This window comes from Phenylobacterium sp. NIBR 498073 (genome assembly GCF_027286305.1).
GTDB lineage: Bacteria > Pseudomonadota > Alphaproteobacteria > Caulobacterales > Caulobacteraceae > Phenylobacterium.
In genome coordinates this window covers 2930478-2952378 of sequence record NZ_CP114599.1, presented here as the reverse complement: position 1 = coordinate 2952378, position 21901 = coordinate 2930478, and the positions used below count along the sequence as shown (strand labels likewise).

Annotated in this window: 22 protein-coding genes and 3 tRNA genes; 18 read left to right on the top strand and 7 right to left on the bottom strand. The window is 66.6% G+C overall.

The annotated features are described in order from the left end of the window. Positions 1–53: 53 nt before the first annotated feature. Positions 54–1868: a methionine--tRNA ligase gene (gene metG / locus O4N75_RS14755; RefSeq protein ID WP_269626239.1), complete on the top strand. Its 1815-nt coding sequence runs from the start codon at positions 54–56 to the stop codon at positions 1866–1868. Positions 1869–1872: 4 nt separating this feature from the next. Here the strand turns inward: metG and O4N75_RS14750 are convergent, their stop codons facing one another. After that, positions 1873–2790, bottom strand: coding sequence for a DMT family transporter (locus tag O4N75_RS14750; protein WP_269626238.1), 918 nt, complete (start codon positions 2788–2790; stop codon positions 1873–1875). Next, positions 2790–3653 (bottom strand): PhzF family phenazine biosynthesis protein, encoded by an 864-nt coding sequence (locus O4N75_RS14745; RefSeq protein WP_269626237.1) that lies wholly within the window; start codon positions 3651–3653, stop codon positions 2790–2792. Before O4N75_RS14745 ends, O4N75_RS14750 begins: the two co-directional genes overlap by 1 nt. Positions 3654–3719: 66 nt before the next feature. Between O4N75_RS14745 and O4N75_RS14740 the strand changes: the two genes are divergently transcribed. Continuing rightward, positions 3720–4022 (top strand): metalloregulator ArsR/SmtB family transcription factor, encoded by a 303-nt coding sequence (locus O4N75_RS14740; protein WP_269626236.1) that lies wholly within the window; start codon positions 3720–3722, stop codon positions 4020–4022. A 62-nt stretch (positions 4023–4084) separates the two neighbouring features. Here O4N75_RS14740 and O4N75_RS14735 read toward each other — a convergent pair whose 3' ends face one another. Together O4N75_RS14735 and rlmB are read right to left on the bottom strand one after the other, a co-directional pair. Further along, entirely contained in the window at positions 4085–4807 is a 723-nt protein-coding gene (locus tag O4N75_RS14735) for a TerC family protein (RefSeq protein ID WP_269626235.1), read from the bottom strand. 79 nt (positions 4808–4886) lie between these two features. Beyond that, positions 4887–5585 carry a 23S rRNA (guanosine(2251)-2'-O)-methyltransferase RlmB gene (gene rlmB / locus O4N75_RS14730; protein WP_269629375.1) on the bottom strand — a complete coding sequence of 233 codons (699 nt, stop codon included), beginning with the start codon at positions 5583–5585 and terminating at the stop codon, positions 4887–4889. A gap of 189 nt (positions 5586–5774) precedes the next feature. On the opposite strand from rlmB, the gene O4N75_RS14725 reads away from it, so the two are divergent. The 3 genes from O4N75_RS14725 (at position 5775) to tuf (ending at position 7213) form a co-directional block, all read left to right on the top strand. Further along, positions 5775–5860: transfer RNA gene (locus O4N75_RS14725), tRNA-Tyr, on the top strand. A gap of 55 nt (positions 5861–5915) precedes the next feature. Continuing rightward, positions 5916–5989 (top strand) — tRNA-Gly (locus tag O4N75_RS14720). A 33-nt stretch (positions 5990–6022) separates the two neighbouring features. Next, complete coding sequence (tuf, locus tag O4N75_RS14715; RefSeq protein ID WP_269626216.1) at positions 6023–7213, top strand: elongation factor Tu; 1191 nt, start codon at positions 6023–6025, stop codon at positions 7211–7213. 143 nt (positions 7214–7356) lie between these two features. Here the strand turns inward: tuf and O4N75_RS14710 are convergent, their stop codons facing one another. After that, complete coding sequence (locus O4N75_RS14710; RefSeq protein WP_269626234.1) at positions 7357–8142, bottom strand: CVNH domain-containing protein; 786 nt, start codon at positions 8140–8142, stop codon at positions 7357–7359. 574 nt (positions 8143–8716) lie between these two features. Between O4N75_RS14710 and O4N75_RS14705 the strand changes: the two genes are divergently transcribed. After that, positions 8717–8905 (top strand): hypothetical protein, encoded by a 189-nt coding sequence (locus O4N75_RS14705; RefSeq protein ID WP_269626233.1) that lies wholly within the window; start codon positions 8717–8719, stop codon positions 8903–8905. Here the strand turns inward: O4N75_RS14705 and O4N75_RS14700 are convergent. Then, positions 8902–9084 carry a hypothetical protein gene (locus O4N75_RS14700; protein WP_269626232.1) on the bottom strand — a complete coding sequence of 61 codons (183 nt, stop codon included), beginning with the start codon at positions 9082–9084 and terminating at the stop codon, positions 8902–8904. The two genes, O4N75_RS14705 and O4N75_RS14700, sit on opposite strands and share 4 nt — an antisense overlap. Positions 9085–9387: 303 nt before the next feature. Here O4N75_RS14700 and O4N75_RS14695 point away from each other — a divergent pair. The 11 genes from O4N75_RS14695 (at position 9388) to rplL (ending at position 16867) form a co-directional block, all read left to right on the top strand. Next, positions 9388–9463: transfer RNA gene (locus O4N75_RS14695), tRNA-Trp, on the top strand. A 66-nt stretch (positions 9464–9529) separates the two neighbouring features. Then, positions 9530–9841, top strand: coding sequence for a preprotein translocase subunit SecE (gene secE, locus O4N75_RS14690; RefSeq protein WP_269626231.1), 312 nt, complete (start codon positions 9530–9532; stop codon positions 9839–9841). Between the two features lie 8 nt (positions 9842–9849). Next, a complete protein-coding gene (gene nusG / locus O4N75_RS14685) occupies positions 9850–10416 on the top strand; it encodes a transcription termination/antitermination protein NusG (protein ID WP_269626230.1) in 567 nt (188 codons plus the stop codon). A 230-nt stretch (positions 10417–10646) separates the two neighbouring features. After that, positions 10647–11078, top strand: coding sequence for a 50S ribosomal protein L11 (gene rplK / locus O4N75_RS14680; protein WP_269626229.1), 432 nt, complete (start codon positions 10647–10649; stop codon positions 11076–11078). Between the two features lie 4 nt (positions 11079–11082). Next, positions 11083–11772: a 50S ribosomal protein L1 gene (gene rplA, locus O4N75_RS14675; RefSeq protein ID WP_269626228.1), complete on the top strand. Its 690-nt coding sequence runs from the start codon at positions 11083–11085 to the stop codon at positions 11770–11772. A 131-nt stretch (positions 11773–11903) separates the two neighbouring features. Next, a complete protein-coding gene (locus tag O4N75_RS14670) occupies positions 11904–13100 on the top strand; it encodes an acetyl-CoA C-acetyltransferase (protein ID WP_269626227.1) in 1197 nt (398 codons plus the stop codon). A gap of 33 nt (positions 13101–13133) precedes the next feature. Then, positions 13134–13961 (top strand): enoyl-CoA hydratase-related protein, encoded by an 828-nt coding sequence (locus O4N75_RS14665; protein WP_269626225.1) that lies wholly within the window; start codon positions 13134–13136, stop codon positions 13959–13961. A gap of 58 nt (positions 13962–14019) precedes the next feature. Beyond that, positions 14020–15093: a hypothetical protein gene (locus O4N75_RS14660; RefSeq protein ID WP_269626224.1), complete on the top strand. Its 1074-nt coding sequence runs from the start codon at positions 14020–14022 to the stop codon at positions 15091–15093. An 11-nt stretch (positions 15094–15104) separates the two neighbouring features. Continuing rightward, on the top strand, positions 15105–15548 hold the full coding sequence (locus tag O4N75_RS14655; protein ID WP_269626223.1) for a DUF5367 family protein: 444 nt from the start codon (positions 15105–15107) through the stop codon (positions 15546–15548). A gap of 377 nt (positions 15549–15925) precedes the next feature. Beyond that, positions 15926–16441, top strand: a complete 516-nt coding sequence (gene rplJ, locus O4N75_RS14650; protein WP_267233886.1) for a 50S ribosomal protein L10 — start codon at positions 15926–15928, stop codon at positions 16439–16441. A gap of 45 nt (positions 16442–16486) precedes the next feature. After that, positions 16487–16867 carry a 50S ribosomal protein L7/L12 gene (rplL, locus tag O4N75_RS14645; RefSeq protein ID WP_267233887.1) on the top strand — a complete coding sequence of 127 codons (381 nt, stop codon included), beginning with the start codon at positions 16487–16489 and terminating at the stop codon, positions 16865–16867. 103 nt (positions 16868–16970) lie between these two features. Here rplL and O4N75_RS14640 read toward each other — a convergent pair whose 3' ends face one another. After that, the gene (locus O4N75_RS14640; protein WP_267233890.1) at positions 16971–17243 is read right to left on the bottom strand and encodes a protein usg; all 273 of its coding nucleotides are present in this window, start codon (positions 17241–17243) and stop codon (positions 16971–16973) included. 564 nt (positions 17244–17807) lie between these two features. Here O4N75_RS14640 and rpoB point away from each other — a divergent pair. Then, on the top strand, positions 17808–21878 hold the full coding sequence (gene rpoB / locus O4N75_RS14635) for a DNA-directed RNA polymerase subunit beta (RefSeq protein ID WP_269626222.1): 4071 nt from the start codon (positions 17808–17810) through the stop codon (positions 21876–21878). Positions 21879–21901: the final 23 nt, after the last annotated feature.

The window sequence follows — 21901 nt, the reverse complement described above, 5'->3', positions numbered from 1 at the left end:
AACCGACCCCGCGCCCTATAAGCCGCGCCTCCCTCCTCATTGCGAGAGAAGCCATGTCCCGCATCCTCATCACCTCGGCCTTGCCCTACATCAACGGGATCAAGCACTTGGGGACGCTTGCGGGCTCCATGCTGCCGGCCGACGTCTATGCGCGATTCCAGCGGGCGCGCGGGCGCGAGACGCTCTACATCTGCGCCACCGACGAACATGGCACGCCGACCGAGCTGGCCGCGGCCGAAGCCGGTCTCGATCCGGCGACCTTCTGCGCCCAGCAGCACGACGTGCAGCACGACCTAGGCCGTAAGTTCGGCCTGTCATGGGACCATTTCGGCCGCTCCTCCTCGCCGCAGAACCACAAGCTGACCCAGCGCTTCGCCCAGCAGCTGTGGGAGGCCGGCTTCATCGAGGAGCGGGTCACCCAGCAGGTCTATTCGAACGCCGACAGGCGGTTCCTGCCGGACCGCTACGTGATCGGGACCTGCCCGCACTGCGGCTACCAGGCCGCCCGCGGCGACCAGTGCGAGAACTGCACGCGGGTGCTCGACCCGGCCGACCTGATCAAGCCGCGCTCGGCGGTCTCGGGCTCGGAAGACATCGAGATCCGCGATTCCAAGCACCTGTTCCTGCGTCAGAGCCTGTTCTCCGACAAGCTGCGCGCCTGGATCGACAGCAAGAAGGGCGAGTGGCCGCTGCTGGTTACCTCCATCGCCCTGAAGTGGCTTGACGAGGGGCTGCAGGATCGCGGCATCACACGCGACCTGGAGTGGGGCGTGCCGGTCAACGCCTTTGAGTGGGGCGCCGATCCGGAAGGCCGGACGCCGGACGTCGAAGGCCTGGCGGGCAAGGTGTTCTACGTCTGGTTCGACGCGCCGATCGAGTACATCGCCGCGACCTGGGAGTGGGCCGACGCCCGCGCGGCCGAGGCAGGCCGCGGTCCGGCCGCCGACGCCGAGTGGGAACGCTGGTGGCGCGGGGCCGAGGCGGCGGACGTCACCTATGTGGAGTTCATGGGCAAGGACAACGTGCCGTTCCACACGGTCGGTTTCCCCTGCACCCTGATCGGGATCAACGAGACGCTTGAGGCGAACGGGTCCTGGAAGGTCGTCAACAACGCCCCCTGGAAGCTGGTCGACCAGCTCAAGGGCTTCAATTGGCTGGACTATTACGGCGGCAAGTTCTCGACTTCGCAGAAGCGCGGGGTGTTCATGGACCACGCGCTGGAGCTGCTGCCGGCCGACTACTGGCGCTGGTGGGTGACGGCCAATACGCCGGAGACCTCGGACTCGACCTTCACCTGGGAGCAGTTCCAGGCGCAGGTGAACGCCGACCTGGCCGATGTGCTGGGCAATTTCGTCAATCGAATCCTGAAGTTCACCGAAGCGCGGTTCGAGGGCGTTGTCCCGGCCGGCGGCGAGCCGGGCGAGCTTGAGACCAAGCTCTACGCCGACGTGAACGCCAAGCTCGCCGAGCTGACCGAACTGATGGAGGCGCGGGAGTTCCGCAAGTCGACCACCACCCTTCGGCAGCTTTGGGTGCTGGGCAACCAGTATCTTACCGAAGCCGCCCCGTGGACGGCGATCAAGACCGACGTCGAGCGCGCCGCGGTGGTGGTGCGCACCGGCCTGAACTTGGTCGCGCTGTTCGCCAAGGTGTCGGAGCCGTTCATCCCCTTCGCCTGCGAGAAGATCGCGATCGCGGTGGGCGAGGGCTATCCCGGCGAATGGCCGAGCGCGTCCGGGGCGGCGGTGCTCGACATCCTGCCGGCCGGCCGCAAGGTCGCCGCGCCGGAGGTGTTGTTCAAGAAGGTCGAGAACGAACAGGTCGCCGAGTGGCTGGAACGCTTCGGCGGTCCGGAAGCGGCCGCCTGACGACCTAAGCTGCCGCGCGGCCGAAGCGGTCGCGCAGCAGTTCGGCCCCGCTGACCAGGCTGATGCCGGCCAGGACCAGCAGCGCGCCGGCGACGAAGGCCGGTTCCAGCGGTTCGTGCAGGATCGCGACGCTGAAGACTACGCCGAACAGCGGCGTCAGGAACGACAGGATCGAGAGCCGCGAGGCCAGGTACTTCCGCAGCAGCCAGAACCAGATCACGTAGCTGATCAGGGTGATGACGATGGTCTGGAAGCCCAGGTTCAAGGCGACCGTCGGCGTGAGGTTGATCGCCGTTTCGCCGCGCAGGAAGGCGATCCCCAGCAGCATCACCCCGGCAAAGGCGACCTGATAGAAGAGGGTCTTCACGGCCGGGGCGTCGGAGAGGCGCGAGCCGCGGATGGCGACGGTGGTCAGCCCCCAGGCGAGGCCCGCCAGCAGGCCCATCGCATCGCCGATCAGCATGTCGCCGCTGACCTGCTCGCCCGCGCCGAGGAATGAGACGGCGATGCCGCCGAAGGCGACGAGCACGCCGATCCACTGCAGCACCTTCAGGCGCTCCTCACGGAAGCGCAGATGCAGGCCGAGCGCCGAGAAGATCGGGGCGCTGTAGAGGAAGACGACCATGTGCGAGGCGCTGGTCAGCACCAGGCCCTGGGCGATGAACAGGAACTCCAGTCCGAACAGCAGCCCGACCAGCAGACCGGCAGGCAGCGTGCCGTCGGCGAAGGCGCCGCGTCCCTCGTTGCGGAAGGTCACGGCGCCGAGGACGAGCGAGGCCATGCCCGAGCGCAGCGCCATCTGCATCACCGGGGTGACGTCAGCGGCGATCAGCTTCACGGCGATCTGCTGAAAGCCCCAGCAGAGACAGAGGGCGACCATGACGCTGAACGCGAACAGGTCGAGGGGCTTGCGCGGACCCATCAGACGCTGGCGTGGCCGCTAAGCACCGGCACGCAGCCGCCGCCGATGGTGGCGCGCACGCCGTCGGCCGTGCGCCGGGCGCCGGCCCGCAGGCGCGAGGGGCGGCCCATCTCGACGCCCTGGATGATGTCCCAGGCGCCCTGTGGCGCATCCGAGAGCGAAAGCAGCAGGGCCGCGAGCGTGGCGTTGGCGCTGCCGGTGGCGGGATCTTCGACCGTACCGGAGTTGGGCGCGAACATGCGCGCGCGCAGTCCCTCGCCGTCGCGGGCGTAGAGGTGCAGCGAGAGGCGGTCGCCGAACTCGGGGAAGTCGATCGCGGCCTGGCGGAAGGCGGTCAGGTCGGGCGCGGCGCGGCCCAGCGCCTCGGCCGTGACTTGGGCGATGACGAAGGTGACGCCGACCGTCGCTTCGACCGGGCGATGGGCGTCGACGACGATGTCGGCGGGCGACAGGCCCGCGCAGGCGGCGATGCGCTCGACCGGCAGTTCCACGCCCAGCGACAGGGCCTGCGGCGCGGCGATCACGCCGCCGCCGTCCTCGATGCTGACCTCGACGATGCCGGCCGGAACCTCCAGCCGCAGGGCCTGGCCCTTGCCCATCTGCGACAGCACCCAGCCGGTGCCGACCGACGGGTGCCCGGCGAACGGCATTTCGGCCGTGCGGTTGAAGATTCGTACGCGGGCGGTGTTGGCGAGGTCCTGCGGCGGCAGGATGAAGGTCGTCTCCGAGAGGTTCATTTCGGCGGCCAGCGATTGCATCTGGGCGTCGGTGAGACCGCGGGCGTCGGTGAACACCGCCAGCGGGTTGCCGCCGAAACGGGTGTCGGTGAACACGTCGAGGGTGACGAACGGATAGTCGGCCATGATGGACATCCAAGCTGGGAGGTAGGGCTGACTTGACATAAGTTAGTCGATTGGCAAAGTGCCGAAATGGATATAGCCGACCTGCTGCGCGCCCTGGCCAATGAGCGGAGGCTGCAGATTCTCGACTGGCTCAAGGATCCGCGAGCGCATTTTCCGCCGCAGGTGCATGGCGACCTGGTCGACGACGGGGTGTGCGGGGTGTTCATCGCCGACAAGCTGGGCGTCACCGCCCCGACCTTGAGCGAGCACATGCGGCTGCTGGTGCAGGCCGGACTGGTGACGCCAAAGCGCATCAAGCAGTGGACGTTCTACCGGCGGAACGAGGCGGTGATCGCCCAGGCCACACGCCGGATCGCCGAGACGGTCTAGCCAAACGACAACGCCGCCGAGCGTGGAGCTCGACGGCGTCGCAAATCCGGCTTGCCGCGCGCTTAGTGCGCAGGGGCCGTGGGCTGGATGTCGAGGAAGTCGGGCATGGCGGCGTTGTAGGCCGGCAGGTAGCCGAGGTCGCGGATGATGTCCTGGTGGCCCTGCCACATCATGTGCAGCGCGACGTAGAGCACGATGGCCAGGCCGATGTAGCCGATCCAGCGATACTTGTGCAGCAGACGGGCGATGTAGCTGGCGGCCACGCCCATCAGCGCGATCGACAGCAGCAGGCCGAACACCAGGATGGCCGGATGCTCGCGCGCGGCGCCGGCGACGGCGAGCACGTTGTCCAGCGACATCGACAGGTCGGCGATCAGGATCTGGATGAACGCGGCGCGGAAGGTTTTCGGCTGGCGGGCGACCGCCTGGGGCGAAGGTTCGGTGGTGGGGTCGGCGTCCATCACCGCCTCGGCGATGGCTTCGTCGTGGGCGGCTTGTTCGCGCAGCTCGCGCCACATCTTCCAGCAGACCCACAGCAGCAATATCCCGCCGGCGAACAGCAGGCCGACGATCCCGAGCAACTGGGCGGTGACCAGTGCAAAGCCGATCCGCATGGTCACCGCGGCGGCCAGGCCCCAGAGAATGGCCTTGCGTCGCTGTTCGGGCGGCAGGCCGGCGGCGGCCAGGCCGACGGCCACGGCGTTGTCCCCGGCCAGCACCAGGTCGATCATCAAGACGGAGAAGAGGGCGGCGAGGGCGCCTGGGGCGAGGAGGCTTTCGATCATCGGGCCTTGAATGCGACAGCCGCCGCCGCTCCGCAACCGCTTAGCGGCGCGGCGAATGACTTTCCCGTCTCATGGATTTCTAGGTGCGGGTCCGGCTGGCCTCATAGAGCGCGACCGCCGCGGCGGCCGACACGTTCAGGCTCTCGAAGCCTCCGGGCATCGGGATCTTGGCCAGCTCGTCGCAGTGTTCGGCCACCAGGCGGCGAAGGCCCTCTCCCTCGGAGCCCAGGACGAGCACGGTCGGGCCGCCGTCCAGCGCCTGGTCGAGATAGGTCTCTGTATGCCCGTCCAGGCCGACCGCCCGCCAGCCGAGGTCGGCCAGGGTTTCCAGAGCGCGCGACAGGTTGACCACGTGAGCGGTCGGGATCTTGTCCACCGCGCCGACTGCGGCCTTGGCCAGGGCGCCGGTCAGTTTGGGGGCGTGGCGGTCCTGGAGGATCACCCCGGCGGCCCCGAAGGCGGCGGCCGAACGCAGGATCGCGCCGACGTTCTGGGGGTCGGTGACCTGGTCCAGCATCAGGAGCACGGCGCCGCGCGCCGGCGCGAAATCTTCGAGCGCCACCGAATCGAGCGGCGGGATGCGCAGGGCGATTCCCTGATGGACGGCTCCCTGAGGCAGAATCTGGCCGATCGCAGCCGACTCGACGACCTCAAGCGCCTTCGGGCGGCCGAATCGAGATTCGAGCTCCTTGGCCCGGTCAGGCGTCGCCAAAAGTCGCTGCGGCGCGCTTCTTTTCCTGTTGGAAAGTGCGGCCGTAACCGCGTGCCAGCCCCACAGCCAGTCGTCAGAACCGTTGTCTGGCTTGCGGTTGAAGGGTCTCGGGCCCGATTTTCTCGGACCTTTCGAGTGCGCGTTGCGTTCGCGAGGGGAGGACACTATAAGACGCGCTCCAAATCGGGGGCCGGACGGGTTCTTCGCTCAGGCGGGGAGCAGTGTCCAGGCATCCGATCTGGCTCCGAGCGCGCTGGGGGAATGTCCCGAGCGGCAAAGGGGGCGGACTGTAAATCCGCTGGCGTACGCCTTCGCAGGTTCGAGTCCTGCTTCCCCCACCACGCGCCGGAGCGTGACTTTTAAGGAGACTGGCGCGACCCCGCGCATCCTTCAGCGGCGGGTATAGCACAATGGTAGTGCAGCAGCCTTCCAAGCTGAGGATGCGGGTTCGATTCCCGCTACCCGCTCCAACCTTCTGATTTTCAACCGCCGGCAGGACCCCGATGGCCAAGGAAAAGTTCGAACGCAATAAGCCGCACTGCAACATCGGCACGATTGGTCACGTTGACCATGGCAAGACGACGCTGACGGCTGCGATCACCCTGACGCTGGCGAAGAGCGGCGGCGCGAAGGCGATGAACTACGCCGACATCGACGCTGCGCCGGAAGAGAAGGCGCGCGGCATCACCATCAACACCGCGCACGTGGAATACGAGACGGAAAACCGTCACTACGCGCACGTGGACTGCCCCGGCCACGCCGACTACGTGAAGAACATGATCACGGGCGCGGCGCAGATGGACGGCGCGATCCTGGTGGTGTCGGCCGCTGACGGCCCGATGCCGCAGACGCGCGAGCACATCCTGCTGGCCCGTCAGGTCGGCGTGCCGGCGCTGGTGGTGTTCATGAACAAGGTCGACATGGTCGACGACGCCGAACTGCTGGACCTGGTCGAGATGGAAGTGCGCGAGCTGCTTTCGTCGTACCAGTTCCCGGGCGACGACATTCCGATCGTCAAGGGCTCGGCCCTGGCGGCGGTTGAAGACCGCGACCCGGCGATTGGCGCGGACCGCATCCTTGAGCTGATGACCCAGGTCGACGCCTACATCCCGCAGCCGGAGCGTCCGGTGGACCTGCCGTTCCTGATGCCGGTGGAAGACGTGTTCTCGATCTCGGGCCGCGGCACCGTGGTGACCGGCCGGATCGAAAAGGGCATCGTGAAGGTCGGCGAGGAAGTCGAGATCGTCGGCATCCGTCCGGTTCAGAAGACGACCTGCACGGGCGTCGAAATGTTCCGCAAGCTGCTGGACCAAGGTCAAGCCGGCGACAACGTGGGCGTGCTGCTGCGCGGCACCAAGCGTGAAGACGTCGAGCGCGGTCAGGTTCTCTGCAAGCCGGGTTCGATCACCCCGCACACGAAGTTCGTGGCCGAGGCCTACATCCTGACCAAGGAAGAAGGCGGCCGTCACACTCCGTTCTTCACCAACTACCGCCCGCAGTTCTACTTCCGCACGACCGACGTGACCGGCATCATCCGCCTGAAGGAAGGCGTTGAGATGATCATGCCGGGCGACAACGCCGAGCTGGACGTCGAGCTGATCACCCCGATCGCCATGGACCAGGGCCTGCGCTTCGCCATTCGCGAAGGCGGCCGGACCGTCGGCGCCGGCGTCGTGGCCAAGATCGTCGAGTAAGCGATCTAAGCCACGGTCGACAGACCTAGAGATCAGGCCGCCGAGGGAAACCTCGGCGGCCTTTTCGTTGACCGGATGCGAGGTCAAGAAGAAGGGCCGCCGGGATCGCTCCCGACGGCCCTGATCGTTCCCAGCGCGTCGGCTCAGTAAAGCCGGCCGTTGATCGGACGCATCGAGGTGACGGCTTCGCCCAGGCCGTATTGGCGCAGGTCGCTGACGTCTCGATCGAAGATCTGGCAACGGCCGCGGAAATCGCTGTCGCTGCAGATCTGCCAGGAGCCGCGGCCCTCGATGCGCAGGCTCATGGCCTTGTCATTGAACTGCCGGGGCAGGTTGGTGACCTCACGAGTCGCCTGGTAGGCTTGGCCGCCGAAATCGGGCGCCGAATACAGCATCAGGGTGCTGTTGTTGGCGCCGCCGCCCCACGGGGGCGGATTGGGACCGCCGCCGCCGCCGTTCCAGCCGCACACCAGGCGGCCGTTGGCGTTGCCGATGTCGCTCCGGCAGTTGCGGAAATTGAGGCTGCTATAGTTCCAGCGACCGCGATCGTCGCGGCAGCTGGCCGTCAGGGTGCTGCCGCTGACGCGCGGGTCACGGCAGCTCTGCTGGTAGCTGCCCGAGGGCAGTTGGCCCCAGCCGCCGCCACCGCCGCCGCCCCACGAGCAGACCAGCCGTCCATTGTCGGCGCCGATGTCGCCGCGGCAGTCGCGATAGCGAAGGCTGCTGTAGTTCCAACGGCCGCGCATGTCTTCGCAGCTGGCGGTCAGGGTGTCGCCGTTGACGCGGATGTCGCGGCAGAACCGCTGGTAGCTGCCCGCGGGGGCCTGGTTCCATCCACCGCCCCATCTCTGGTCCTGCGGCTGCGGTTGCGCCTGCGCCGGCGCGCCACACAGCACGGCGAGCGCCGCAGCTGCGATCCATGGCTTCATAAAAGGTCTCCCCAAGCTCTCAAGTTCGACCGCGAAAGAGGTTCAGCGACATTAGACACCACCATCAAGCGCCAGCATAGAATGCGTTGGCGCCGCCCTGGGTTCAGCCGGCTCAACCAAAGGGCCGTCCCAGGACGCAGGCGCGAGCAGCGCCCGCGTCGCCCTTCGCCGCCGGTTCTCTGGGAGTGTGCGCCGGGCGCCGAGATCGCCGTGATTTCGTGTGGAGGTGCGATGGAGCGGGCGCGGCCGGCCGGCCCTTGCCGGGCGTTCGTACCCATTGAATCAAAGAGTTGGCAGCTGATTCCAGATTTGACGCACCCGTCAATTTCTTGAATTGCCGGGCTAATAACCCAAGCGCACAGTCAAGTTTGTCCGAAAAGGACGTGTCGTGTGCGGGAGGGACGGAAACAGCATGCGCGTAACCTTTGGGAGTATGGCGGCGATCGTCTTGGCGGCCGTCGTGACTAGCGGCTGCAGCGGGCAGGGGAGCGGGCAGGCGGAGGCCTCGGCCGCGCCGCAGGGCGAACGGGTGACCGCAGTTGGGTGTCCGGTCGCCGGGCCGACGCCGGGATGCGTGACGATCAAGTCCGGCGGCAAATCCTATGACCTGGCCGCCGCCAATCCGGCGGTCGATCTGTCGAGGAAGGTCGGGATATCAGTGACCGGCCACGCCGCCGGAGAAGTCGGGGCGTGCGGCATCAAGCTGTCGGACGTCGAGGTCGAGTACCTCGGTCTGGAGTGCGCGGGTACGCCCGCTCCCTAGGCGGGCTTCGGCGCGCCGGGCTGGGGCTCGCCGGTCGCCGGATCGGTCAGGGTCTTGGCATTGCGCGCCGAACCTTCCGAGCCGGCCGGTTCGGTCGCCGGCCGGGGCGGGCGGCCTGGCTTCATGTCTTCGTCGCGGTTTCGCGCCGCATCGCTGCGGTCCTGGCGCTTGGCTGTCATGGGAGCTCCTTTCTCCCCGCAGGGAAACGCGAGGGCAGGGGGAGCGATCCCGCCCGGTCGCGGATTGACTGGTCAGGCCGCGCGCCGCCGATCGCTCGCCTCGCGTCGAAGAGGCTTGAAATGGGAACCGGTTTGCGTCATACGCCTCCGTCCTACCCGACATCGTTGGAGTTTGTCATTTTACACCGCCAGGGGCGGCACGAACGGTGCTCAGATCACGGTTCGCCAACCTAGCGTTTGAACGGTTTGCGGTCAGACGAAAGCGGAGTAAGGGCAGGCTGCAGCGGTCAGGTCGGGCCGTGTAGGAGTGTAGCTCAGCTGGTAGAGCATCGGTCTCCAAAACCGAGGGCCGGGGGTTCGAGTCCCTCCACTCCTGCCATTCACTATATGAGTATGCCGGGCGCGGAACGTCCGCCGCCCAACTGAAGAGAGTCGTAAGAGCCTGATGGCCAGGAAACCGGGTTCGTCCCCGCAAGCGATGAAGAACCGCGCCAGCAAGACGGCTGCGGCGATCGCCCCTGCCTCGGCCCTGGCGCAGGACGCCCCGGCCAAAAAGAAGAAGACCAGCCCGGCGCAGTTCGCCCGCGAGGTGCGCGCCGAGGCCCGCAAGATCACCTGGACCACCCGCAAGGAGACCTGGATCACCTCGGTGATGGTCGGGATCATGGTGGTGCTGGCCTGTGCGTTCCTGGCGGTGGTCGACCTTGGACTGGGTGCGAGCATGAACCTCGTGCTCAAACTCGCGAACGGGGCTTGATGACAGATATGAACGCCGAAGCTCCCATCGCCCCGAACCCGCGCCACAAGTGGTACATCGTCCACGCCTACTCGAACTTCGAGAAGAAGGTGGCCGAGTCGATCCGCGAGCAGGCCAAGAGCCAGGGTCTTGAAGATAACTTCTCCGACATCCTGGTTCCGACCGAGGACGTCGTCGAGATCCGTCGCGGCCGCAAGGTCAACGCCGAACGCAAGTTCTTCCCCGGCTACGTGCTGGTGAAGATGGAGCTGACGGACGAGGCCTACCACCTCATCAAGAACACCCCGAAGGTGACGGGCTTCCTCGGCTCGGGCTCCAAGCCCATGCCAGTCTCCGAGAAGGAAGTCGCTCGCATCATCGGCGCCATCGAAGAGGGCGTTGAGCGGCCGAAGCCGACCATCTCCTTCGAGATCGGCGAGCAGGTCCGCGTCACCGACGGCCCCTTCGCGAGCTTCAACGGCTCGGTCGAGCACGTCGACGAGGAGCGCGCACGCCTGCGCGTCACCGTCTCGATCTTCGGCCGCGCGACGCCGGTCGAACTGGAATACGGTCAGGTCGAGAAGCTCGGCGGCTAAGGGTCGGCCGATAACGGTCCTAGAGTTTCGGGGCGGCGCTTGCGGGCGCCGCCCTTTTTCATTCCGCCGCGACCGTTGCGGCGGGCGGCGGGGCCTGCTATGAGCGCGCCCTTCCGGTCGGCGACTCGTCGCCCGGTTTGCGCGGAAGCGCGTCAAATCCGTGGGAGGGGAGGGCCACCTAACCCCGCACCACGGCTCAACCGACCGGTTTGCGGTCACGAGGAGAAACAATGGCCAAGAAGATTCTGGGCTATATCAAGCTGCAGGTGCCCGCGGGCTCCGCCACCCCGTCGCCGCCGATCGGCCCGGCGCTGGGTCAGCGCGGCGTCAACATCATGGGCTTCTGCAAGGAGTTCAACGCCCGCACCGAGAAGGAAGCCAAGGGCACGCCCCTGCCGACCGTGATCACGGTCTATCAGGACAAGTCCTTCACCTTCGTCACCAAGACCCCGCCGGCGACCCACTACATCAAGCAGGCCCTGGGCCTGAAGTCGGGTTCGAAGGCTCCGGGCCGTGAGAACGCCGGCAAGATCTCGCGCACCCAGCTGCGTGAAATCGCCGAGAAGAAGATGAAGGACCTCAACGCCAACGACGTTGAATCCGCCGCCAAGATCATCGAGGGCTCCGCGCGCTCGATGGGCCTCGAAATCGTGGAGGCCTAAGCACATGGCTAAGCAACCCAAGCGCATCCAGGCCTGGACCGGCGACCGTAACGCCACCCACGCCGTCGAAGCCGCCGTCGCCCTGGTCAAGGCCAACGCCAAGGCCAAGTTCGACGAGTCGATCGAAATCGCCGTCAACCTGGGCGTCGACCCGCGTCACGCCGACCAACAGGTCCGCGGCGTGGTTTCGCTGCCGTCGGGCACCGGCCGCGACGTCCGCGTCGCCGTCATCGCCAAGGACGCCAAGGCCGCTGAAGCCACCGCCGCCGGAGCCGACATCGTCGGCGCCGAGGAGCTGGTGGAGCGCATCCAAGGCGGCTTCATGGACTTCGACCGCGTCATCGCGACGCCGGACATGATGGCCCTGGTCGGCCGTCTGGGTAAGGTGCTGGGCCCGCGCGGCCTGATGCCGAACCCGCGCGTCGGCACCGTGACCCCGAACGTCGGCCAAGCCGTGAAGGACGCCAAGGGCGGCGCCATCGAGTTCCGTACCGAGAAGACCGGCATCATCCACGCCGGCATCGGCAAGGCCTCGTTCTCGGACGAAGCCCTGCTGGTGAACGTCCGCGCTCTGGTGGACGCGCTGAACAAGGCCAAGCCGTCGGGCGCCAAGGGCACCTACATCAAGAAGATCAGCCTGTCGTCGACGATGGGCCCGGGCTTCAAGGTGGACACCGGTTCGGTCGGCGCCTAAGCGCCCGCCACATCGGCAGACTTCGAAGGGGAGCGGTCGCAAGGCCGCTCCCTTTTTCGTGGCCGGCTTCCGCTTGACCCGAGAGGCGTCCCTCGCCACTGACGAAGCATACGTTGATCGAGGACACGCCCATGAAACGCGCCGCCATCGTCTCCCCCATCCGCACGCCGGTCGGCAAGTTCCTGGGCGGCCTGTCCAGCGTCACCGCCGGGGACCTCGGCGCGGTCGTTCTCAAGGCGCTGGTCGAGCGCAGCGGGGTCAATCCCGAGAAGATCGACGACGTGATCTTCGCCCAGGGCTACGCCAACGGCGAGGCGCCCTGCATCGCCCGTTGGTCGGCGCTGGCCGCGGGCCTGCCGATCACGGTGCCGGGCTATCAGCTCGACCGCCGCTGCGGCTCGGGCCTGCAGGCCGTGGTTGACGCCGCGATGATGGTCCAGACCGGGGCGGCCGACGTGGTCGTCGCCGGCGGCGTCGAGAGCATGAGCAATGTCGAGTACTACAGCACCGACATGCGCGGCGGGGCGCGGGCCGGCTCGGTGACCATGCATGACCGCCTGGCGCGCGGTCGGGTGATGAGCCAGCCGATCGAGCGGTTCGGCGTGATCAGCGGGATGATCGAGACCGCCGAGAACCTGGCGCGCGACTACCAGATCAGCCGTGAGGAGTGCGACGAGTACGCGGCCATGAGCCACCAGCGAGCCGCCGCGGCCTGGGCCGCCGGCAAGTTCGACGACGAGCTGGCGCCGGTGCCGGTCAAGCAGAAGAAGGGCGATCCCATCCTGTTCGCCAAGGACGAGGGCGTGCGCGGCGACGCGACGGCCGAGAGCCTGGCGGCCCTGAAGCCGCTCGAGAAGGGCGGAGTGGTCACCGCCGGCAACGCCAGCCAGCAGAATGACGCAGCAGCCGCCTGTCTGGTGGTGGCCGAGGACAAGCTGGCTGAGCTGGGTCTGGAGCCGATGGGCTGGTTCGTCGGCTGGGCGGCGGCCGGCTGCGAGCCCTCGCGCATGGGCATCGGCCCGGTGCCGGCGGTCGAGCGGCTGTTCGCCCGCACCGGCATGAGCTGGGACGACATCGACCTGGTCGAACTGAACGAGGCCTTCGCGCCGCAGGTGCTGGCCGTGCTGAAGGGCTGGGGCTGGGACGATCGCGACCGCCTGAACGTCAACGGCTCGGGCATCTCGCTGGGGCACCCGATCGGCGCCACCGGCGGGCGGATCCTGGCCAATCTGCTGCGCGAACTGAAGCGCCGGGGCGGCCGCTATGGGCTGGAGACCATGTGCATCGGCGGCGGCCAGGGGATCGCGGCGGTGTTCGAGGCGGCCTAGACCGCGGGCCGAACGGGGTTTGGGAGGACCTCCATGGACCTGAAGACGACGCGATACGAGATCGTCGAGGGCGGCGTCGCCGTCATCACGCTGAGCCGGCCCAAGCGGCGCAACGCCTGGACCGGGCGGATGCACACCGAGTACCGCTGGCTGCTGAGCGAGGCGGACGCCGACAAGGCGGTGCGGGTGATCGTGGTGACCGGCGATCCGGAAGGCCAGGCGTTCTGCGCCGGGGCCGATCTCGGGGCGTTGGAAGGTCATTCGGAAAAGGGCCGCTACGACCCCGGCACCAGCGACGACATCGCCCGACCGGGCTTCGGCGTCGATCCGAACTTCGACGCGGCGTTCGCCTACCACTTCGGGGTCGGCAAGCCGATCATCGCGGCGATCAACGGGGCGGCGGCGGGGATCGGGCTGGTGCTGGCCGCCTTCGCCGATCTGCGGTTCGCCGTGAAGGGCGCCAAGTTCACCGCCGCGCACGGGCGCTTCAACTTTCCGGCGGAGTTCGGCCTCTCCTGGGTGCTGCCGCGGATCGTCGGCCTGACCCATGCCAATGACATCCTGCTGTCGAGCCGGACGTTCACCTCCGACGAGGCCGACCGCATGGGCTTCCTCAACCGGCTGACCGAGGCCGAGGCGCTGATGCCGGCGGCGCTCGACTACGCTCGCGCCATGGCCGCCACCGTCGCGCCCGGATCGGCGCGCGAAACCAAGCGGCAGATCTACCGCGACCTGCACCGCGACGCCGCCGCGGCGGTGGGCGAAGCCGAGCGGCTGCTGGAGACGATGATCAAGGCCCCCGACTACAAGGAGGGCGTCAAGGCCTGGATGGAGAAGCGTCCGGCGCAGTGGACCGGCTGAAGTCTTCCCTTCGCCGACGGTCTGGCTAAGCTCCACCTAAACGAGAAGGGGGAGCGGCATGGCTTTGCGTCGTTGGATGGCGGGACTGGCGGCGGCCTTTGCGCTGGCGGCGCCGGCTGCGCAGGCGGAGACCTTCGAGTTCGTGGCGCTGGGGGACACCGCCTACAGCCCCAGCGTCGACTATCCGGTCTATGAGGCGCTGATCGGCCGTATCAACAAGGCCAAGCCGGCGTTCACGATCCACGTCGGCGACACCTGGGGCGCGCTGCCCTGCACCGAGGCGCAGCACCGCTCGATCCTGGACTGGTTCGCCAAATACGATCACCCGGTGGTCTACACGCCCGGTGACAACGAATGGGCCGACTGTCGCAAGGCCGACGTGCTGGAAGCCTATTCCCGCTACGTCTCGGGCAAGGCGACGCCGGCCGATCTCGGGCTGCTGATGCCGCTGCGCGGCCTGGACGCCGGCATGAACATGGCCGGTTTCGACGATCCGATCGGCAGCCTGGGCCTGATCCGCAAGGTGTTCTTCTCCAAGCCGCAGAGCGTCGGCGGCAGGACCATGCCGCTGGTGCGTCAGCCCGATGTCTCAACCTTCAAGGACACGCTGGAGAATACGCGCTGGGAGAAGGGCGGGGTGGTGTTTGCGACGATCAGCGTGCCGGGGTCGGGCAACGGCCTCATGATCCAGAGCGAGGCGAGGGCTACTGAGGCCGTCGCCCGTAACCGCGCCAATGTGGAATGGCTCAAGGCGACCTTCGCCGAAGCTAAGGCCAGGGACGCCAAGGCCGTGGTCATCGCGCTGCAGGCCTCAATGTTCCTCGATGGCCACGGTGACGAGTTCTCCGGCAAGCAGTTGCGCGGTGGGAACGAGGGCGCGTTCTATTTTGTGGCGCTGGCGATCCGGGACCTGTCGGAGCGGTTCGGAAAGCCTGTTCTGGTCATCAATGGCGACTTTCACGACTTTATCGTCGACCGGCCGTTCATGGTCAGCCAGGGCGAGGTCAAGCCGCCGCGCTACGCCAACATCACCCGACTGCAGGTTTACGGCGCGCCGGAGCTCAAGGCGGTGAAAGTCGGGGTGGACACGGACACCCCTTGGGTCTTCAGCTTCTCGCCGCTGTACGACTGACGGCGGGTATCATGGACCGGGGCGAGTTGGCGGGACTGGCGACCGAAGACGTGGCGGAGGCGCAGAGCAAGGGCGCCCTGCACCTCTACGCCTGGTTTGCGGCCCGCGGGACGTTCGTCTGGGCGGTGTCGACGCTGGTGCTTCGGCTGCTGCCCAGCGCGTGGGTCGACCGACCCGCCTGGACGCTGCTGATCACGGGGGTGATCTCCGGTTCGGGACTGGTGGTCGCCACCTTGCTGTTCCTGCGCAAGATAGAACAGCGGCATCGGCTGGCGGCCCTGGTTTCATTCGTGGCGCCGCAGATGGTGTTGGATGCGGGGGTGACGGTGTTCTTCACCCGGGTTCTGCCGAACTTCCCGCCCGATCATGCGCCTTTGTTCGGGGCCTTCGTGCTCTGGGCCTATGCGGTGATGTTGACCACCGCGGTGATCGCCACGCGGCCAAGGCCCAGCTGAGGCAAGCGTCGACAGAGCGTCGTTTCCGTCGACAGAATTTGCCTATTCGATCGACAACGTGTAAGAGCCCCGCCTTCAAGAGTTTCGTCGTCTCGCAAGGGGCGGCGGGGACGGAAGGGTTCGCCCTTCCATCCTGTCCAAGAACTGTGGGGTTCCAGGGGCCGCCTGGGACCGTAACGCGTGGAAGAGCCCTTCCATGGCCATGGGGAGACGGGAAGATGAGGTTTCGCCGGCCATCGGCTTCGATGGGCGCGTGACCTGCGACTTCTCCGGAAAAGGACAGGCCTAAACGATCCGCGCGCGGGTTCGCCTTCGCATGGATCGTCTGCTGCGATCGTCGGAATCGTCCGGCGATCTATCTGAGTATGGAGACCGCAATGGACCGCGCTCAAAAGCAGGAGTCGATCGAGACGCTTAAGGGCGTCTTCGCCGACGCCGGCGCCGTGGTCGTGACCCACAACCTGGGTCTGACCGTTGCGGAAATGACTGATCTTCGCCTCCGCCTCCGCAAGGAAGGCGCGGCGCTGAAGGTGGTGAAGAACACCCTGGCTCAAAAGGCCCTGGACGGCTCGATCGGTGAAGCGGGCGACGCCCTGTTCACCGGCCCGGTCGCCATCGCCTATGCGTCGGACCCCGTCACCGCCGCCAAGATCACCAGCGAATTCGCCAAGGGGAACGACAAGTTCGCCATCGTCGGCGGGTTCATGGGGACCGAGGTCCTGGACCAAAAGGCTGTCGCCGCCCTGGCGACCCTGCCTTCGCTGGACCAGCTCCGTGGCAAGATCATCGGCCTTCTGCAAGCCCCGGCCACCAAGGTCGCCGGCGTCCTGCAGGCCCCGGCCGGTCAGCTGGCTCGCGTCATGGGCGCTTATGCCGCCAAAGACGCCGCCTGATCGTCATTCCCGAACACAACCTCTATTTCCGTAAGGACCTAAACTATGTCGAAGCTTGAAAAGATCGTCGAAGAACTGTCGGCCCTGACCGTTCTGGAAGCCGCTGAACTCTCGAAGCTGCTGGAAGACAAGTGGGGCGTCTCGGCCGCCGCTCCGGTCGCCGTCGCCGCCGTTGGCGGCGCCGCCGCTCCGGCCGAAGCTGCTGAAGAGCAAACCGAGTTCACCGTTGTTCTGACCGCCGGTGGCGACAAGAAGATCAACGTGATCAAGGAAGTCCGCGGCGTCCGTCCGGACCTCGGCCTGAAGGAAGCCAAGGACCTGGTCGAAGGCGCTCCGCAGAACGTCGTCGAGAACGTCTCGAAGCAAGTTGCCGAAGAGATCAAGAAGAAGCTCGAAGAAGCCGGCGCCACCGTCCAAGTTAAGTAAGCTGGACGGCGCAGCCTCTGCGTCTTTCGAACGGCCCCGGAGAGCGATCTCCGGGGCCGTTTTCTTTGGCGGCCCGAAAGCGGCGCCTGCCGAAGACCGCCCCCTAGTGCAGCTTGCAGACGTCCTGGGCGATGCGGAATTCGGCGGGGCGGATCAGTTCTCGATGCGCGACTGTGATGGTGTGGAGCACCCCGTCCAGCCGGTGGCTCCAGAAGTCGAGGAACCGGTGCAGGTTCGGGAACTGCGGATAGAGGTCGTATTCCTGCCAGAGGTAGGTCTGGAGCAGGGCGGGGTGGTCCGGCATCCGGTAGAGGATCTCGGCCGTGGTCAGACCGTACCCTGCGAGTTGACGTTGGAAGTCGGCGCTGACGGCCATGGATCGCCCTCCTTGCAACCTGAAAACGCGCAAAGGCGCGCCAGGCTGCCGCAAAGTTTCCGGCTGATTTGATTAATGAGTAGGAAAATCAATGTATTGGCACTTTTCCGGTGCGGTTGCTGCCAAGACATGGCCAACCGGCGCAAGCGCCCGACGGGAGCGTTTTCTGTGGATCGGGAACCTGCCGATCGGCTCATCGGTTGACGTCGGGCAGGTAACGAGAGATCCAGAGATGTCCCCGGGAGACGCCCGGGTCCGACCAAGATGGAGCGGCGTGGAGTCGATTGCCCACGCCGTTCCATTTTCATGTGGAAAGGGGGTTCCCTTCGCCGCATAAAACGCCTATCTGGCTCTCTTCGCGAAATTTAGGATTCGTCGCTCAGGCGACTTTTCAAGCGCGCACGCTCCGAGGCATGGCCCGCCGCCCTCCGGCCATGCGAGGGAGCGCCCCTGGCGAAACAGGGGCTTCCAGCGTCCGGCGCCCGCAAGGGCGTTCGAGGGTGGACGCAGGACAACACGACCTGACGCACGGAAACCGTTCCGGGCGTCGCTCAAGGGAACAAAATGGCGCAATCCTTCACTGGAAAGAAGCGGATCCGTAAGTCTTTCGGCCGCATCCCCGAAGCCGTGCAAATGCCGAACCTGATCGAGGTTCAGCGCTCCTCCTATGAACAGTTCCTGCAGCGCGAAGTGCGCCCGGCCGACCGCCGCGACGAGGGCGTCGAGGCGGTGTTCAAGTCGGTGTTCCCGATCAAGGACTTCAACGAGCGCGCCGTGCTCGAATACGTGTCCTACGAGTTCGAAGAGCCGAAGTACGACGTCGAGGAATGCGTCCAGCGCGACATGACCTTCGCCGCGCCGCTGAAGGTCAAGCTGCGCCTGATCGTGTTCGAGACCGACGAAGAGACCGGCGCCCGCTCCGTGAAGGACATCAAGGAGCAGGACGTCTACATGGGCGACATCCCGCTCATGACCGAGAAGGGCACCTTTATCGTCAACGGCACGCAGCGGGTCATCGTCTCGCAGATGCACCGTTCGCCGGGCGTGTTCTTCGACCACGACAAGGGCAAGACCCACGCGTCGGGCAAGCTGCTGTTCGCCGCCCGCGTGATCCCGTACCGCGGCTCGTGGCTCGACTTCGAGTTCGACGCCAAGGACATCGTCTACGTCCGCATCGACCGTCGCCGTAAGCTGCCGGCCACGACCTTCCTGATGGGCCTGGGGATGGACGGCGAGGAAATCCTCTCGACATTCTATGATACCGTCACCTACGAGAAGCGCGGAACCGGCTGGGCCGCTCCGTACAAGGCCGAGCGTTGGCGCGGCGCCAAGCCGGACTACCCCCTGATCGACGCCGACACGGGCGAAGAAGTGGCGCCGGCCGGCCAGAAGATCTCGGCCCGCAACGCCAAGAAGTTCGCCGACGGCGGTCTGAAGACCCTGCTGCTGGCCCCCGAGGCGCTCTATGGCCGCTACCTGGCCGGCGACCTGGTCAACTTCGAGACCGGCGAAATCTACGCCGAAGCCGGCGACGAGCTGGACGCGGCGCTGCTGACCGCGCTCGAGGAGCAGGGCTTCGACAAGCTCGACATCCTCGACGTCGACGAAGCCACGGTCGGCGCCTACATCCGCAACACCCTGCGCGTGGACAAGAACAACAGCCGTGAAGACGCGCTGTTCGACATCTACCGCGTGATGCGTCCGGGCGAGCCGCCGACGGTCGAAGCCGCCGAAGCCATGTTCAAGTCGCTGTTCTTCGACTCTGAGCGCTACGACCTTTCCTCGGTCGGCCGCGTGAAGATGAACATGCGCCTGGAGCTCGACTGCCCGGACGACGTGCGCATCCTGCGCAAGGAAGACGTGCTGGCGGTGCTGCAGACCCTGGTCGGCCTGCGCGACGGCAAGGGCGAAATCGACGACATCGACAACCTGGGCAACCGCCGGGTGCGCTCGGTCGGCGAGCTGCTGGAGAACCAGTACCGCGTCGGCCTGCTGCGCATGGAGCGGGCGATCAAGGAGCGCATGTCGAGCGTCGATATCGACACCGTCATGCCGCACGACCTGATCAATGCGAAGCCGGCGGCCGCCGCTGTCCGCGAGTTCTTCGGATCCTCGCAGCTCTCGCAGTTCATGGACCAGACCAACCCGCTGTCGGAAATCACCCACAAGCGTCGTCTCTCGGCGCTTGGCCCGGGCGGTCTGACCCGCGAGCGCGCCGGCTTCGAAGTCCGCGACGTGCACCCGACCCACTACGGCCGGATCTGCCCGATCGAGACGCCGGAAGGTCCGAACATCGGCCTGATCAACTCGCTGGCCACCCACGCGGTGGTCAACAAGTATGGCTTCATCGAGAGCCCGTACCGGCGGATCAAGGACGGCAAGACGACCGAAGAGGTCGTTTACATGTCGGCGATGGAAGAGGCCAAGCACGTCATCGCTCAGGCCAACATCAAGCTGGACGGCGGCGAGATCGTCGAGGACCTGGTCCCCGGCCGGATCAACGGCGAACCTTCGCTGCTGCCGAAAGACACCGTCGACCTGATGGACGTCTCGCCCAAGCAGGTCGTCTCGGTCGCCGCCTCGCTGATCCCGTTCCTTGAGAACGACGACGCCAACCGCGCCCTCATGGGCTCGAACATGCAGAAGCAGGCCGTGCCGCTCATCCAATCGGATGCGCCGCTGGTCGGCACCGGCATGGAAGCGGTCGTGGCCGTCGACTCCGGCGCCGTCGTGGTCGCCCGCCGCACCGGCGTGGTCGAGCAGATCGACGGCACCCGGATCGTCATCCGCGCCACGGAAGAGACCGACCCGACCAAGGCCGGCGTCGACATCTACCGCCTGCAGAAGTTCCAGCGTTCGAACACCTCGACCTGCATCAACCAGCGTCCGCTGGTGCGCGTGGGCGACAAGGTGGCCAGCGGCGACGTCATCGCCGACGGCCCGTCGACCGAGCTGGGCGAACTGGCGCTGGGCCGCAACACCCTCGTCGCGTTCATGCCGTGGAACGGCTACAACTTCGAGGACTCGATCCTGATCTCCGAGCGCATCGTGCGCGACGACATCTTCACCTCGATCCACCTCGAGGAGTTCGAGGTGATGGCCCGCGACACCAAGCTGGGTCCGGAAGAAATCACCCGCGACATCCCGAACGTCGGCGAGGAAGCCCTGCGCAACCTCGACGAGGCGGGCATCGTGGCGATCGGCGCCGAAGTCCAGCCGGGCGACATCCTGGTCGGCAAGGTCACGCCGAAGGGCGAAAGCCCGATGACGCCGGAAGAAAAGCTGCTGCGCGCCATCTTCGGTGAAAAGGCCTCCGACGTGCGCGACACGTCGCTGCGCCTGCCGCCGGGCGTGGCCGGCACGATCGTGGAAGTCCGCGTCTTCAACCGTCACGGTGTGGACAAGGACGAGCGCGCGATGGCCATCGAGCGCGCCGAGATCGACCGCCTGGGCAAGGACCGCGACGACGAGTTCGCGATCCTGAACCGCAACATGACCATCCGTCTGCGCGAACTGCTGATCGGCAAGACCGCCGTTTCGGGTCCGAAGGGCCTGGGCCGCGGCGAGATCACCGCCGACAAGCTGGAAGAGATCGCGCCGGGCCTGTGGTGGCAGATCGCCATGGACGACGAGAAGGCGATGGGCGAACTGGAGGCCATGCGCCGTCAGTTCGACGAGGCCCGTAAGCGCCTCGACCGTCGCTTCGAGGACAAGGTCGACAAGCTGCAGCGCGGCGACGAACTGCCCCCGGGCGTCATGAAGATGGTCAAGGTCTTCGTGGCCGTGAAGCGCAAGCTTCAGCCGGGCGACAAGATGGCCGGCCGTCACGGCAACAAGGGGGTCATCTCCAAGATCCTGCCGATCGAGGACATGCCCTACCTGGAAAGCGGCCAGCACGTGGACATCGTGCTGAACCCGCTGGGCGTGCCGTCGCGGATGAACGTCGGCCAGATCTTCGAAACTCACCTGGGATGGGCCGCTGCGGGCCTCGGCAAGCAGATCGCTGATCTGCTGGAAGCCTGGCAGAACGGCGGCCAGAAGCAGGCGCTGATCGACCATCTGCGCCAGACCTACGGCGTCGACCAGGAGCTTCCGGACAGGGAAGAGGAGCTGATCGAGCTGGCGAAGAACCTCAGCAAGGGCGTGCCCTTCGCGACTCCGGTCTTCGACGGCGCGCACATCGACGACATCGAGAACCTGCTCGAGTCGGCGGGCCTGGCGCGTTCGGGGCAGTCGATCCTGTACGACGGCCAGACCGGCGAGCAGTTCAAGCGTCCGGTCACGGTCGGCTACATCTACATGCTGAAGCTGCACCACCTGGTCGACGACAAGATCCACGCCCGTTCGATCGGCCCGTACTCGCTCGTCACCCAGCAGCCGCTGGGTGGTAAGGCGCAGTTCGGCGGTCAGCGCTTCGGGGAAATGGAAGTGTGGGCTCTGGAAGCCTACGGCGCGGCCTACACCCTGCAGGAAATGCTGACGGTGAAGTCCGACGACGTGGCCGGCCGGACCAAGGTCTACGAGTCCATCGTCCGCGGCGACGACACCTTCGAAGCCGGCATCCCCGAGAGCTTCAACGTGCTCGTGAAGGAAATGCGCTCGCTGGGTCTGAATGTGGAGCTGGAGAACGGCTAGGGCCGGGCTTCGACTTCGCCGCA